This is a genomic window from Chryseobacterium oryctis (genome assembly GCF_025971925.1).
Classification (GTDB): Bacteria; Bacteroidota; Bacteroidia; order Flavobacteriales; family Weeksellaceae; genus Chryseobacterium; species Chryseobacterium oryctis.
On record NZ_JAPDHV010000005.1, the window covers coordinates 35,991 to 50,164 of the forward strand.

Below are 14,174 nucleotides of genomic sequence, written 5' to 3' on the forward strand. Positions count from 1 at the left end.
TAATTTAATTAATCCTCTATGCGTTTATGAACAACTTTAAATACTTTTCCTTTTTTAAAATATACTTTCAAATAGTGATCAACGAAACCAAAACCACCTCCTGTTCCAGATTCATAATCCCAACTATCATTTACTTTATTTCTTAAATCCGGATTCCCAATAATTGCTTTAATCTGTAGGCTATCTTTTCCTATCAGTATTCTTTTATCGATCAAATCATCTATCATTTCATATCGGCTTAATCTTTTTTCAATATCTTCACCCGAAAGAATCCATTTTTCTCGCTCAAATTCTCTAGATTTTTCTCTAAACAAAAAGTAAAATATTGAGCATGCAAATATAATATATACAAGTATTCCTAAAAAAAATGAAATAATAATATTCACTAACATTTTATATCTATTTCTCTTTATTTTAGTTTTAAAATAATTATTTATTATTACGTAAATAATTATAGTTAAGACTACAACAATGATTATAGCAACAATATCCATTACTTATACTTCTTATGCATTATAAGACCGTATACAATATGTAAAACACCAAATCCTACAGTCCAGAAAACAAGTCCCCATCCTAAAACAAATACAGAAATAAGTCCCAAAATTATTTCGCAATAACCAAGATATTTAACATCCGTCAAAGTATATCGTTCTGCACTTACCAATGCTAATCCGTAAAAAATCAATGTTGCAGGAGCAATCCATACAAATAAATGATGATAAAGAAGCGCTAAACAGAAAATTCCTCCCGCAACTAAGGGAACTGAAAACGTTACCAAAAGACGTTTTGTAGTGGCATCCCAAATCTTAAGTCCTTTCTTTTTACTTTTTTGAGCGGTAAAAATATATCCACTAAAAACAGCAACAATTAAAATCAAAATTCCCGTTATTACCAGTTCTCTTATCAAATCTGGAGTATAAATATTCCTATCCCCATCAAAATAACTGATTTTTGCTTTTTCTAATACAAAATATACATATCCTGCTCCTATAAGTGCAGCCAAACCAGCAAAAACACCTGATAAGCCACTCAAAGAAATAAATCTTGAAGAGCGTTCCATCATAGAACGAATATGCGATAAGTCTTCGTGATAGTTTTTCGAATCCATATAAAGAACTTTGAGATACAAAGTTAAAATTAAATTTTAATCTGCAAAATATTTTTGAAATATTTTTATTTCCCATCCTAACTAATTCTTAACTTTAGGAAACAAACATAGCTATATGAATAAAGAATATTCCCGATCGTTAATTTTCAGACATTTGGACGGTATTGTAACGGCTCCCGTTGTTGCTTCATTAATCAAAAAAGATGTCATATGCTACATTATTGATCAGGATGAAGTATCTCTCTCGAAACTTACAGAGGTCTTTAATGCAAATGAGGGGTATCTTAATGTAGCTCTACGAACTTTAGCATCTCAAGGTTTTCTAAATTATATATTAAATAATGAAACCGACGAAGTAACCATTTCTAAAAACAACCTTACACAATATCTGCAAAAATATTCACCTCTCTATCTAAAGGCGGTTTCTTTTCAAAAGGAAAACACAGATATTAAACACAAAATTACCGAAAGCTCATTTATAGAAGAATTTACACAACTTGCAGATTCAATAAAAAACAATTTTGGGATCATTCTTTCTGATGAACCTGATGAAAAAAAGGTTCAGGAACAGATATTAAAACATATTGAAGGTTGTATTATTGGCCCTATCATTGTTTATCTTGGAATGACGGGTATGTTTCACAAATATTTTATGGAAACTTCGTTTCAGGCTGCTGAATTTCATAAAAATTATGAAAACTTTGAAATTATTCTGGATTTTCTCACTCACCTTGATTGGTTTAAAAAGTCTAATAACAATTATAAATTTACCGAAACTGGACTTTATTTTGCTAAACGTGCTGCTTCGTATGGAGTAACCGTTTCTTATCTTCCTTTATTAAATAAAATGGACGAGCTATTATTCGGAAATGCCACCAAAATGAGAGAGATAGCAGAAGGAGAAGACGAAATACATGTAGATAGAGCGATGAATGTTTGGGGAAGTGGTGGAGCACATTCCAATTATTTCAAAGTTGCCAATGATTTCATTATAGAGATTTTCAACCGACCTATTCATCTTCAACCAAAAGGAGTTTTAGATATGGGTTGTGGAAACGGAGCTTTCATTCAACATATTTTTGAAACCATTGAAAGACATACCATACGCGGAAAAATGCTGGAAGAATATCCTTTATTTTTGGTTGGTGCGGATTATAATCATGCAGCATTAAAGGTAACAAGAGCCAACCTTATCAATAATGATATTTGGGCAAAAGTAATTTGGGGCGATATCGGAAATCCTCAAAAATTGGCTGAAGACCTAAAGGAAAATTACGATATTAATTTATCCGACTTATTAAACATCAGAACTTTTTTGGATCACAACAGAATATGGAAAAATCCGGAAAATAAAAACCCTCAAAGAATTAGCACATCCACAGGAGCATTTGCTTTTAAAGGAAAAAGATTATCTAATAATCTGGTTGAAGAAAGTTTAAAAGAACATATTGAACTTTGGCTTCCTTACATTAAGAAAAACGGGCTTTTAATCATCGAACTTCATTCGCTTGATCCAAAACTGACAAGTGAAAATTTAGGAAAAACCGCTGCTACAGCTTATGAAGCAACACACGGCTTTTCAGACCAGTATATTTTGGAAATTGATGTATTTATAAAAGTTTGTCAGGAAACAGGGTTGCATGTTGACAAAGAGCTTTTCCGAAAATTTCCAAATTCCGAATTGGCAACGGTTTCTATTAATCTATTAAAAAACTAAAAATGACATTTGAAACTATTGAAACAGAACGTTTATTGATTCAAAAACTGGACACTGAAACAATGAACCGAATTTTTGAAATAAATAATGAACACGAAATCAAAAAGACATTAGGCATTACCAGTGAAGAAGAGTTTGCCCGACAGAAAAAAATTCATCAGCAAGGTTATGAGTCTTACAACCGAAAGATGATGAATTTTCAAATTGTAGAAAAACAATCTAATACAATTATTGGAAACTGTGGGTACCATACTTGGAATCCTCAACATCATCGTGCAGAAGTAGGATATGCCTTGAATTCTGATAAATTTAAAAATAAAGGATTTATGAAAGAAGCGCTCAAGAAAATAATTGAGTTTGGCTTTCAAAATATGGAACTCAACCGGATTGAAGCTTTGATAGGTGACGACAATATACCATCGAGAAAACTATTGGAGCATTTTGGCTTTACAAAAGAAGGTATTATGCGCGGACATTATTTAATTGATGGAGTTTTTGAAAATTCTATTTTATATTCTCTGTTAAAATCCGAATACAAAAAATAAAGCGTTGAAAATTTTCAACGCTTTTAATTTATTTTGCTCTCAATCTTTCTTTAATAGATTCAATATTTTTCTTGGCAGAATCTTCCAGAATTAAACTTGCACTCATGTGAATTCTTGCAGGCATCAACTCATTGAAATGATCTGTACCTTCCCAAGAAACTTTTTTGATTAAAGCTAAAGCATCACTGCTTCTTGATGCCAATGTCTGAAGAAATTTTTCCAATTTAGCATCCATTTCCTCAATATTTTCTGAAACAGAGTGATAAATATTGTGCTGTTCTGCCCACTCTGCCGACCTGAAATCGGCATCAATCGCCATTGCTGAAAATTGAGATTTTCCGATTTTTCTTTCAACATAAGGTCCAATTACAAATGGCCCGATTCCTAAATTGATTTCAGTAAGCGCTAATGCAGAGTCTTTAGTAGCGAAACAGTAATCTGCACCACAAGCAATACCTACCCCACCTCCGGTAGTTTTTCCCTGAACTCTTACCACTACAATTTTCCCGCAATTTCTCATCGCGTTCAAAACTTTAGCAAAACCTCCAAAAAACTTTGTAGATGCCCCCAATTCTTCTATAGCCAACAATTCATCAAAACTTGCTCCTGCACAGAAAGCCTTTTCACCTTCACTTTTAACTAAGATTGCTTTTACTTCATCTTTTGCTCCCTCTTCAAGAATCGTTTGAGCTAGTTTTTCCAGAATAGCGCCTGGTAAAGAATTACTTTTTGGTGTTCCGAATGTGATTTCGGCGATGTTATTTTTCAGTTCTGAAACTACGAATTCGTTCATTTTTAAATTTAATTGGATTTAATACAAAAATACGAAATACACAGCTTTCTAGAAAAACTAATCCAAAATAAACGCATTCAGTATTTCTACGGAATGCACAATTTGGTATTATATACTCTACTTTCCCTTTTATATATGTTGTTCCTTTGACTTGTCAATAAAAACAAGACATTAAGGCGGAATCTGAAAAGCCAAAAAAGAGTAAGAAAATTTAATAACTGAAAAAACTATTATCATGGACGAATTTATGGGCATCATCAAATTATTCGCAGGGAACTTTGCACCAAGAGGCTGGATGTTCTGCGACGGAAGCATCTTAAGTATTCAAAGTAATACTGCACTTTTTTCTCTTTTAGGAACTACTTATGGAGGAAATGGCCAAACAACTTTTGCATTACCTAATCTAAATGGTCGTTTGCCAATTGGTGCAGGAAATACATCTACTACAGGAAAAAACTATCAATTAGGAGAGATGGCAGGAACAATGCAGAACACAATCCTACAATCAAATTTACCTTCTTTTGCGAGTCAGATGAAAGTAGCTAATGCTAATGCAAGTTCAACCGCTCCAGCAGTTGGCTCAGCAATTGCTATAACAGGAACTCCAGACGGAAGAGATTTTAACGCAATTCCAAGCTATGCTCAGGCTACACCAGACACAATGCTAAATCCTTCTACAGTAACATTTATGGGGCAAAATTTACCTCTTAATAATATGCCTCCGTATTTAGGATTGAATTATATTATCTGTGTAGAAGGAATATACCCTTCAAGACCATAATACAAATTTCAATTATTTACAATTGTAACGCTTTTGTAACGCCTATTACATTACTTAAAAAGATAAAATAGCTCAACTTTGTGATAGGATTACTCTAAGTATTCAAAAAAAATATTTCACAAGTAAATAAATTATGAAAACAACTATCCTTTTTACATTATGTAGCATTTTTCTGTCAATTTTGTCTTTCGGACAAACCAGTACAGAACAGTTTGAGACTGAAAGCCATAGTAGTAGTAGTTTTACGGATAATGGTGTTATTTTTAATATCTTATCTCATGTTGGTGGATTTGATATTCAAGCTAATTATCCTGGAACCGGGTGGAACGGAACATCCATAGATAACAGATATATTGATAATTCTGGAGCGGGAAATATTGCATCAGGTGCTTCATTCAGTATAAAAACAACATCAAATTTGTTCAAAGTAAATCGATTTTGGATGTTCTTATCTGATACATCATTAAATCAAACTGTTTCAGGAACTCTCACTGTAACAGGTAAATTAAGTGGTGTTACAAAATTCACTCAAACTAAAACTACTGGATTTGCAACAAGCTTGGGTAGCACCAACGGATATACCTTGATTGACCTAACCAACCTTAATGGACAAAACTACAGTAATATTGTAATTGATCAGCTTCAAATAACTCTAGGTGGTAGCTATGTCTATGGAGGTCTTGATGCCTTTACATGGGTAAAAGATTCTAATATGGTTCTTGGTACTAATGAAATAACGATGGCAAATATTTCAAAAGAACTTAGAGTTTATCCTAATCCAACAAATGGCAATTTCTCAATAAAAGCAGAAAACAGTTCCAAAGCAGAAATCTATGATGAAGCGGGTAAAATGATAAAAGCAATTGAAATAAAGAAAGGTGAGAATTCAGCTGACATTTCAGAATTACCAAATGGAGTTTATATAATAAAAACAAACTCTCAATCAACAAAAATTATCAAAAAATAGAAATTATACCCTGAAAACTTTATATTAAGTTTGAGAAACTCTCCTGAAATCAGGAGAGTTTTCTTGTCGTTATTCCCGAAATAATCAAAAATAAAAAACTCTCTTAATTTTTATAGTAAAAAATCTTTCATATAAATAATTTTATAGATAATAGCTAAAAATATAATCAACATTTACTTTTTTAACGTAAAACAGCCATCTTTTCTCAAAAAATATTTTAATTTTACCAAAACTAATAACTATTGAACTTGTTAAAAAAAAAATTACTCTTAGTATTTTTTTTCGTTTATTCCTTTACCACTGCTCAGAAATTAACATCTACCGATTTGTTAACTTCTTGGGCTGTACAAGGTAAAATGCAAACTATTGAAGCGGAAAAAACGTATGAAGATCTCAAAAACAATATCAATAAAGACATTTTTGAAAAAAGAATTCAGGAAATAAATAACAACCTGAAACAAAATCCGAATCCACGTATAGAGGTGAGGCTTGTTTTATATGAGTTTTTCGGGAACCTATACACTCACAACCCAATAAATAATAATCTAAAATATCGGTTAAAAAATTCTATTTCAATAGCATGGATGCTAAAAGATGAGCAATTACTCTCTGAAATCTATTCGTTATACTATGAACAGGGGTTTGGAGACCCTAATGAAAAGCTTTATTATGTTTCAAAAACAGTAGAAATTCAGGAAAGAATTGGGGCAAAATATTTTCCGAAACTCTATTTAAGATACTATAACCTTTGCTTCAGTTATTATTTATCTCAAGAATATCAAGTCAGCATTAAAAACGGATTAAGAGGTTTAGAATTACTAAAAACCCCACAAAAACAACTAGATATTTATTGTTTTTTTCTTGATCTAATTGGTGTCAGTTATTATGAAACCGGTCAACATACAAAAGGACTCGAATATTACAGAAAACTAAAAAAAGCAATTGAAGAATATCGGTCAGATTACACTCAATATGAAAACCAATTTTCTAAATATAACAAGACTTTTGCAGAAATTTGGGATGGAATTTCAGATGGAGGAATCGCCAGTGGATTATTGAATGAAAAAAAATATACTGAAGCCCAACAATTACTTTATAAAAACCTAGAATCTTCAGAAAAATACAATCTTCCAAACGACATATCGAAGATTATGAACCTTCTTGGTAAAATTCAATATCAACAAGGAAACTATCAACAAGCATTGCAACTTTATGAAAAAGCTCTGAAAAATGGAAGAAAAAGCAATGATAATAAAAACACTTTAACTGCTCTAAAAGGAATGTCTGATACTTACCGAGAACTAAATAATTATAAAAACGCTTATCAATTCAACATTGATTATTATAATCTGAAAGAAAAAATGGCTCAGGAGATTAGCCGAATGAAATTCATCAGCATATCCGAAAAATTAAATCAGGAAAACCTCAAAACTTCAATAGATAATGCTGAATTAACCATAAAAAAACAAAATACAACACGAAACATAAGCCTTTTAGTTTTTACAATTATTATACTCTTGTTATTTATTTTTTACACAAGACATTCTTATAAGCAAAAACTTCGCTACAATATCTCTGAAAACAAGCGAAAAAACACAGAAATACTTTTAGAACAAAGTAAGAAAGAAGTTAATGAGGCAGAAGAACAACTGAACTTATTCAGACAAAAACTATCTCAAAACAATAAAATAATTGAAGTTCTACAAAAAGAAAATACAGACTCAACACCTACTGAGTTTTCAATGCTAAGAGAAACAACAATTTTAACTAATGATGACTGGGAAAATTTTAAAAAACAATTTGAAAGAGTATATCCTGAATTTCTTTTTGAACTAAAAGAAAATATGCCAACACTTTCACAAGCAGAATTGCGATATCTCTGCCTTGCAAAACTAGAGCTTTCACCACAAGAAATAGCATCTGCAATTGGCGTATCTCCTGCTTCTCTGCGTGTGACCCGCTATAGAATTCGTAAAAAAACAGAAGAAAACAATACTCATTTAATAAATAATTTGCTTCAACATCCAGAGCAAAACAACCAATAAAACACTACAAATTAACAAGTTACAAATTTGTAACGCTTTTGTAACACTATATTTTCGGTTTATAATGGTAAACTGTTGCAAATTTGTAATGTAACAGTTTTTAAAAACCAGAAAATTACTAAAACTAACTTCCTTGAAAACTTCAGTATAATGACTGGAAACCTCTCTTGATTTTTTTCAGAGAGGTTTAATTTTTTAATGCCAATATGTATTTATCGATATATAATTGTTTTTCCTTCGATTTATACTGCTGAATATATCTTGGATGTTCCAAAACAATCATTTTATCAAACAGTTTTGCTTCATTATTTAATTTTGAAATAAAATCAGCATTTTTCTTTCCTAAAACAAAAACCTCAGAAGTATCAAGGTTTAAAGAAATATGCTTTTTTAATGAATCAATCATAAAATCTTTCACATTATTGAAAAGCTCTTTATCATCATAATAATTGGCATTCAGCCATCCGTTTTTAGATTTTCTTACAATCGCCAAAGGAAATGGCGAATTGATATAAAAATCTTTATAAAACTCTTCCACTCCTCCATATTCTGAAATCATGTCATATATAAAAACAGAAGATATTTCATGAGTTTTGGCAGATTTCATTTTTATTCCGCACACACTTTCCAAACGTTTTGTATCAGTAAAAGGAACACCCGTTACTCCTGCTCCGTGTCGGCTTGGATTAATCCCGATGATAAATTTTCTCTGATTTGAATCGTTATAAAATTTATGATAAAACTCTTTCATTACTACCATAGTTTCCGGATTATCCAAATATGGATTTAAAACCTGAAAATCAGAAGGAAGATTACCATCATACTTCAGGTTTCTATTAAGCTCTATAACTTTGTCTCCAAAGGTTTTCATCACAACAATATTTTCTCTTCTTTTTCAAACTTAAAATTAATTACCTCACCCATTTCCTGATATGCTCTGTATACTTATTTTTCCTAATAATAGCTTGAAATCTTAATTTCAACAATAGCTTTCTTCCTTCAATAGTCCTTGTAAAAATAAGATCAATATTACCTAACTTATCTTTCCATACTTTGGTAAAATATTCTGCGGATTTTTTATTTTTCCCAAAAATTTCTGGCATTGCATAATAGTGCTTTTTTAATTTAAATAAAAAACTACCTTTCGTTGCCAAAAGATATCTAGGATTATCAATTGGTGCAAACAATTCTTCTAAAGTGAGTATAAACTGAGACTTTTCATAATTCGTTCCTCCTGCAAGGTAACAGGTTTTGTCTCCTTTCCCATCCTGCATTACAACAATTTCTAATTGTTCTAGTGGAGTTCTAATAATTTTTTCTTTGATAAGTGATGCTAAAACTACTTCTGAAATTTTAAATAAATTTTTAGAGGCGTTTTTATATCTAAGATATTGTACCCATGACCTGTAAAAACGACCTCCGTAAGCCAAGATGCCAATAAAACCAAATCCCAAAATTGCCTGAGATAAATATTGAAATGAATGAACAGATTGAAAGTGTTTCAACAAACCACTAAAAAAATCTGCTCCAAACATAAGGACTGAAGATATTATTGCTCCCGAAAAGTTTCTAATACTACTTCCTATTGATTTTAATTTTTTTTCATTAAAATTTTCCTCCGATTCAATTCTAATTTCTTCAACCAAATAATTACCTTTTGAAAGCGCTTCATTCCATTTATCCAAAAGAAGTTTCTTATTCTTACTGAACTTAAACATTCTTTGATTGTTTTCTTCAAAAGATGCAGAAGATTCCATAGTGGAAATAGCCAACCTTTCAAAATTATTCTCAATTGTGGATGATTCATAATTAGAAATTCCAACAAAAGTTTTAAATCTTTTTTGCATTCTCTGATAATCGGCTCCACCATCCTGCGCCTGATCATCAAAACATACCAAATGCCAAATATTACTCGTTTTAAAAGGATCATCTCTATCTGTCCGAATGGCTCTTCCTCTCATCTGATTTGACAAAACAAAAGAACTCACAAAACTAGCCAACACTAAAGAATTAATTTTAGGAGCGTCCCAACCTTCTCCCAATAGAGATTTTGTACCTATTAGAATTAAAATTTCACCTTTTTGAAAAAGTTCAGTCACAATTCTTACCATTTGACTTCTATTTTGGTCATTTATTGAAAGCTGAACAAAATCTGCATCAAAACTTAAAGGAGAATATGTGAAAGTAATTCCTTCTTGAAATACATTTTGTTCTACAACCGACTTAGGCACAATTACAATACTTCCTGTAAGAACTCCGATTTTTTTTTGAGCACTTGCATTCCTTCTCAGTATTTCAAAAACAGGAATAGCTCCGATTTTATTTAATTCGAGATTATTTTCTTCTTCATTTATTAAAAATTCCTTTCTGATGAAATCTGTAAGAACTACCATTCTAAGATCAGTACCAAAATTTTCAAATTCCTGACTAGCAATCCGATAACCCCCTTCTAATTTCCCTATACTTGTATTAAGAATTTGATGAATATTTTTATTATCTATAAATTGTATAAATCTATTTTCAAGGAATCCGTTTCTCTTCAATCTATTTTCAAGTTCAAGCCTTTTATCATCATATTGCTTAAAATAGCTATCATGAGAAAACAAATAAAACTCCAATAGCTCTTCCAACCAAAAAAAGTTGAATTCTGGTACATACTCCTGTTCATCTCCAATAATCTTAAAATGTATCTTAGGAATTTCCAAAAGATTATGGTTCATAAACACCAGACCAGAAGTGTAAAATGAGATATTAGAATAAATCCATTCCAAATGTTGTTCTGGATTTTGATAAACGGGATGAGAGGAAATTACTTTCAATAAAAAAGCATCCTTATTCAATTCATCCCAGAATGATTGTGCCTTTTTATAAATATTTTCAATTTTTTGATGTTCCGTTGCTGTAGGCAGAGAAAAATAAACCAAGTCTTGATGAGGACACAAATCCTTTTCAATCATTAATTCAGGAACAGAAATTTCTATATCAACAGGTCCATTTAGTTCAATATAGTTTCGCCATTCATGCGGTGAAACATCCATTGGTGGAGTTGCTGTAAGAGCTATAGTATTAGGCTCTAGTTGCTGTTTCAGTTCGATCAAACTTTTAAACCATGATTTTTTAAGATGATGAGCTTCATCAAGAACCAATGTCTTTATTTTCTTATCTTTTATATTTTTGATAAAACTTTGTGCTCTACTAAAATCCAATGAATCTTCATCCTCTGAAAAACCTGTCATTGCAGAATGGATTCCTTGATAAGTAACTACCGTTACAAAACCAAGATTTCTAATATCATAAGAAACCCAATTAGGAGTAGTTTCTGTCTGTAAAAACAATTCTGTAAAACGGTGAATCCATTGTTCTTTAATTGCAATTGTAGGAGCAACAATCAGGGTAGGTTGATTGAGTCTCAACATCACCTCTAGTCCCAAAACCGTTTTTCCTGAACCCGGAGGTGCAACAACGTGAACATGCCCATCTGAAACATAAGAATCCAGCTCGTCTAGAAGTCTTTTTTGATACTTCCTCCATGGATATTTAAAGACAATGTCTTTAGGAAAACTTTTCATCATAATGTCAATAAAAAAACCTTGTCAACAGCAAAACTTTGACAAGGTTATGAAAATATTTTTAGAAAGAAAACTTTAAATCAATCCAAATTGTTCAAAATGATGCGTGAAATGCTTTCTATGCATCAGTTCCCACATCTCTTTATTCAATTTTCCGAATACATAGTTCATGTGCTCTGCTTCTGGGTTTTCTTTGTAATAAATAATAAATCTTTTCAGATTATCCATAAATGAAATTTTAGCTGCTTCTAAATTTTTATGAACTAAAACTGGTACAGAACCATCTTCCGGCATAAACGGAGCTTTATGATCTTTCGGCATTTTTCGGTGGGTATATAAAGAATCCTGCCATTTTTCTAAATGCTCTTCAGGAGTGTAGCAAATCTCAGCTTCAGGTTCGCCTAAACTTACCAAAATGGCCTGGTCTAAATGCTCAATCATTGCCTGTGGAGACATTTTTCCCCAAGCTGGCTGAGTAGATTCTGTAAGTCCGTTAATTAATTTCTGAATCTTATTCACATTCAACTCAATAAAAGGAGATTGTTTTGCAACCAACGTTAAAATTGTAGCTACACAAACGATTTCGTCTCTCTGATTTACTACCTCAACTAACCATTTCACAACTCCGGAAGGAATATTTCTTCCTTTTACTCCTCTGTTTATTTTTTCTTTTGCCGTTAAATAAACCGTGATGGTATCTCCTGCATACACAGGTTTGAAGAATGAACAGTTTTCAAGTCCGTAATTCGCAATTACAGGACCTTTTTTACCTGAAACAAATAGTCCGGCAGCTGCAGAAAGGATGAAATATCCGTGAGCTACAGTTTTGTCAAAAATGGTTCCTGTTAAACTTGTCGCATCAGTATGAGCATAGAAATGATCCCAAGAAACATTCGAGAAGTTTACAATATCTGCATCAGTTACTGTTCTTCCTGCTGTCTCCAAAGAGTCTCCAACCTCAACTTCCTCAAAATATTTTTGGAAAGGATGTTTATCTGAATATTTTTTCTCAGCACCTTGCTGATAAATTTTAGTAATAGCCGTCAAAATATCCGGAGAACCCTGAATTGCTGTTTTTTGAAGAAAGAAATGAAGACCATTCAAACCTCCCATTTCTTCACCACCTCCAGCTCTTCCGGGACCACCGTGCATTAATGTAGGAAGCGGAGAACCATGACCTGTACTTTCTTTTGCAGAATCTCTGTTTAAAACAAAAATTCTTCCGTGCTGAGAAGCCATTTTCCAGGAAGTTTCTGCAACAAATTTATCATCGTGAGAAACGATAGAACCTACCAAACTTCCTTTCCCTTTTTTTGCCAAAGCAGCAGCTTCTTCCGCATCTTTGTACGGCATGATTGTAGAAACAGGCCCAAAGGCTTCTACATCGTGAGAGATATTTTTCTCAAAAGGTTTGTCATTTAAGAATAATTTCGGACTCATAAATGCTCCTTTCTCATAATCGGCATCTATCAATTCATGCTTTCCATCATAAATTAACTCAGTTTCAGCTTTTAAAAGGTTTACTTTTCTTAAAACTTCATCATACTGTTGTTTTCCAACCAAAGAACCCATTCTAGTCTCCCTGCTTAACGGGTTTCCGATTTTTGTCTGGTCTAAAGCCTTAGATAAAGCATTCTGAACGTCTCCAATTAAGTTTTCGGGAACGATAATTCTTCTGATTGCCGTACATTTTTGTCCGGCTTTCGTTGTCATTTCGTTTCGAACTTCTTTGATGAATAAGTCAAACTCAGGAGTTCCAGGTTTTGCATCCAATCCAAGAATTGAGCAATTCAAAGAATCTGCTTCCATATTGAAACGAACAGCATTTCCTGCCACTGAAGGTAAAGATTTTAATTTTCTACCCGTATTTGCCGAACCTGTAAACAATACAGAATCTCCGTCCTGAACATAATCTAAAATATTTCCCGGCTCACCACAAACCAACTGAATAGCTCCTTCAGGAAGAATTCCGCTTTCAACCATATCCTGAAATACAGCATTCGTTAAATAAGAACCAAAAGGAGAAGGTTTCACAATTGATGGAACACCTGCCAATAATGAAGTTGAAAGTTTTTCCAACATTCCCCAAACAGGAAAGTTGTAAGCATTAATTTGAACTGAAACACCCTCACTCGGCGTTAAAATGTGAGTTCCCAAGAAAGTTCCGTTTGCAGAAATTTTCAAAGTTTCACCATCCACCCAAAACGGAGTATTCGGAAGCATCCTTTTTGCCAATCCTGAATAGGTGAAGAAAGTACCTAAACCTCCTTCAATATCTACCCAAGAATCAACATGAGTTGCTCCCGTTTTATATGATAATTCGTAATATTTTTTCTTTCTTTCTAATAAATACAGAGCTACTTTTTTCAACATCTCACCACGGTCGTAGAAAGTCATTGAAGAAAGATTTTTATACCCTACAGTTCTTCCATAATCAAGAGCCTGTTCGTAGTTTAACCCCTCTGTGTCAGAAACAGCAACCTGCTCTCCCGTTACGGCATTGTACAAAGGAATACCGTTTCCGTTTCCTTCCACCCATTGTCCGTAAATATAATTTTTAAGTTTTTCCATATTATTTTTCACTTTTTACTTGACTGTAAAACTTTTTTAATCATAAAATAAATAACAAATAAGATCCCTGCAAAA

General features: G+C 32.4%; 11 protein-coding genes. 5 read left to right on the forward strand and 6 right to left on the reverse strand.

Features of this window, described 5'->3' with window-relative positions; translation table 11 throughout:
* Nucleotides 1–8: 8 nt before the first annotated feature.
* The gene (locus OH806_RS11790) at nucleotides 9–494 is read right to left on the reverse strand and encodes a hypothetical protein (protein WP_264743885.1); all 486 of its coding nucleotides are present in this window, start codon (nucleotides 492–494) and stop codon (nucleotides 9–11) included.
* Complete coding sequence (locus tag OH806_RS11795; RefSeq protein WP_264743886.1) at nucleotides 494–1,111, reverse strand: hypothetical protein; 618 nt, start codon at nucleotides 1,109–1,111, stop codon at nucleotides 494–496. Before OH806_RS11795 ends, OH806_RS11790 begins: the two co-directional genes overlap by 1 nt.
* Before the next feature lie 115 nt (nucleotides 1,112–1,226).
* Between OH806_RS11795 and OH806_RS11800 the strand changes: the two genes are divergently transcribed.
* Both OH806_RS11800 and OH806_RS11805 read left to right on the forward strand, forming a co-directional pair.
* Nucleotides 1,227–2,828 (forward strand): class I SAM-dependent methyltransferase, encoded by a 1,602-nt coding sequence (locus OH806_RS11800; RefSeq protein ID WP_264743887.1) that lies wholly within the window; start codon nucleotides 1,227–1,229, stop codon nucleotides 2,826–2,828.
* A 2-nt stretch (nucleotides 2,829–2,830) separates the two neighbouring features.
* Nucleotides 2,831–3,373, forward strand: coding sequence for a GNAT family N-acetyltransferase (locus tag OH806_RS11805; protein WP_264743888.1), 543 nt, complete (start codon nucleotides 2,831–2,833; stop codon nucleotides 3,371–3,373).
* A gap of 28 nt (nucleotides 3,374–3,401) precedes the next feature.
* On the opposite strand, the gene OH806_RS11810 is transcribed toward OH806_RS11805, so the two are convergent.
* On the reverse strand, nucleotides 3,402–4,166 hold the full coding sequence (locus OH806_RS11810; protein ID WP_264743889.1) for an enoyl-CoA hydratase/isomerase family protein: 765 nt from the start codon (nucleotides 4,164–4,166) through the stop codon (nucleotides 3,402–3,404).
* A gap of 235 nt (nucleotides 4,167–4,401) precedes the next feature.
* Here OH806_RS11810 and OH806_RS11815 point away from each other — a divergent pair, with 235 nt between their 5' ends.
* The 3 genes from OH806_RS11815 (at nucleotide 4,402) to OH806_RS11825 (ending at nucleotide 7,959) form a co-directional block, all read left to right on the forward strand.
* Complete coding sequence (locus OH806_RS11815; protein ID WP_264743890.1) at nucleotides 4,402–4,947, forward strand: phage tail protein; 546 nt, start codon at nucleotides 4,402–4,404, stop codon at nucleotides 4,945–4,947.
* A gap of 133 nt (nucleotides 4,948–5,080) precedes the next feature.
* Complete coding sequence (locus OH806_RS11820) at nucleotides 5,081–5,914, forward strand: T9SS type A sorting domain-containing protein (protein ID WP_264743891.1); 834 nt, start codon at nucleotides 5,081–5,083, stop codon at nucleotides 5,912–5,914.
* Between the two features lie 242 nt (nucleotides 5,915–6,156).
* A complete protein-coding gene (locus OH806_RS11825) occupies nucleotides 6,157–7,959 on the forward strand; it encodes a tetratricopeptide repeat protein (protein ID WP_264743892.1) in 1,803 nt (600 codons plus the stop codon).
* 187 nt (nucleotides 7,960–8,146) lie between these two features.
* Here OH806_RS11825 and OH806_RS11830 read toward each other — a convergent pair whose 3' ends face one another.
* The 3 genes from OH806_RS11830 to paaZ form a co-directional block, all read right to left on the reverse strand.
* Entirely contained in the window at nucleotides 8,147–8,830 is a 684-nt protein-coding gene (locus tag OH806_RS11830; RefSeq protein ID WP_264743893.1) for an SMUG2 DNA glycosylase family protein, read from the reverse strand.
* Between the two features lie 40 nt (nucleotides 8,831–8,870).
* Nucleotides 8,871–11,531, reverse strand: a complete 2,661-nt coding sequence (locus OH806_RS11835) for a DEAD/DEAH box helicase family protein (RefSeq protein ID WP_264743894.1) — start codon at nucleotides 11,529–11,531, stop codon at nucleotides 8,871–8,873.
* Nucleotides 11,532–11,603: 72 nt separating this feature from the next.
* Nucleotides 11,604–14,099: a phenylacetic acid degradation bifunctional protein PaaZ gene (gene paaZ / locus OH806_RS11840; protein WP_264743895.1), complete on the reverse strand. Its 2,496-nt coding sequence runs from the start codon at nucleotides 14,097–14,099 to the stop codon at nucleotides 11,604–11,606.
* Between the last annotated feature and the right edge of the window lie 75 nt (nucleotides 14,100–14,174).

What these genes read in the sequence shown, in the direction of transcription:
- OH806_RS11815 (WP_264743890.1), top strand. Translation starts at nt 4,402, where the DNA reads ATGGACGAATTTATGGGCATCATCAAATTATTCGCAGGGAACTTTGCA.
- OH806_RS11790 (WP_264743885.1), bottom strand. Translation starts at nt 494, where the DNA reads ATGGATATTGTTGCTATAATCATTGTTGTAGTCTTAACTATAATTATT.
- OH806_RS11830 (WP_264743893.1), bottom strand. Translation starts at nt 8,830, where the DNA reads ATGAAAACCTTTGGAGACAAAGTTATAGAGCTTAATAGAAACCTGAAG.
- OH806_RS11805 (WP_264743888.1), top strand. Translation starts at nt 2,831, where the DNA reads ATGACATTTGAAACTATTGAAACAGAACGTTTATTGATTCAAAAACTG.
- OH806_RS11820 (WP_264743891.1), top strand. Translation starts at nt 5,081, where the DNA reads ATGAAAACAACTATCCTTTTTACATTATGTAGCATTTTTCTGTCAATT.
- paaZ (WP_264743895.1), bottom strand. Translation starts at nt 14,099, where the DNA reads ATGGAAAAACTTAAAAATTATATTTACGGACAATGGGTGGAAGGAAAC.
- OH806_RS11810 (WP_264743889.1), bottom strand. Translation starts at nt 4,166, where the DNA reads ATGAACGAATTCGTAGTTTCAGAACTGAAAAATAACATCGCCGAAATC.
- OH806_RS11800 (WP_264743887.1), top strand. Translation starts at nt 1,227, where the DNA reads ATGAATAAAGAATATTCCCGATCGTTAATTTTCAGACATTTGGACGGT.
- OH806_RS11835 (WP_264743894.1), bottom strand. Translation starts at nt 11,531, where the DNA reads ATGATGAAAAGTTTTCCTAAAGACATTGTCTTTAAATATCCATGGAGG.
- OH806_RS11795 (WP_264743886.1), bottom strand. Translation starts at nt 1,111, where the DNA reads ATGGATTCGAAAAACTATCACGAAGACTTATCGCATATTCGTTCTATG.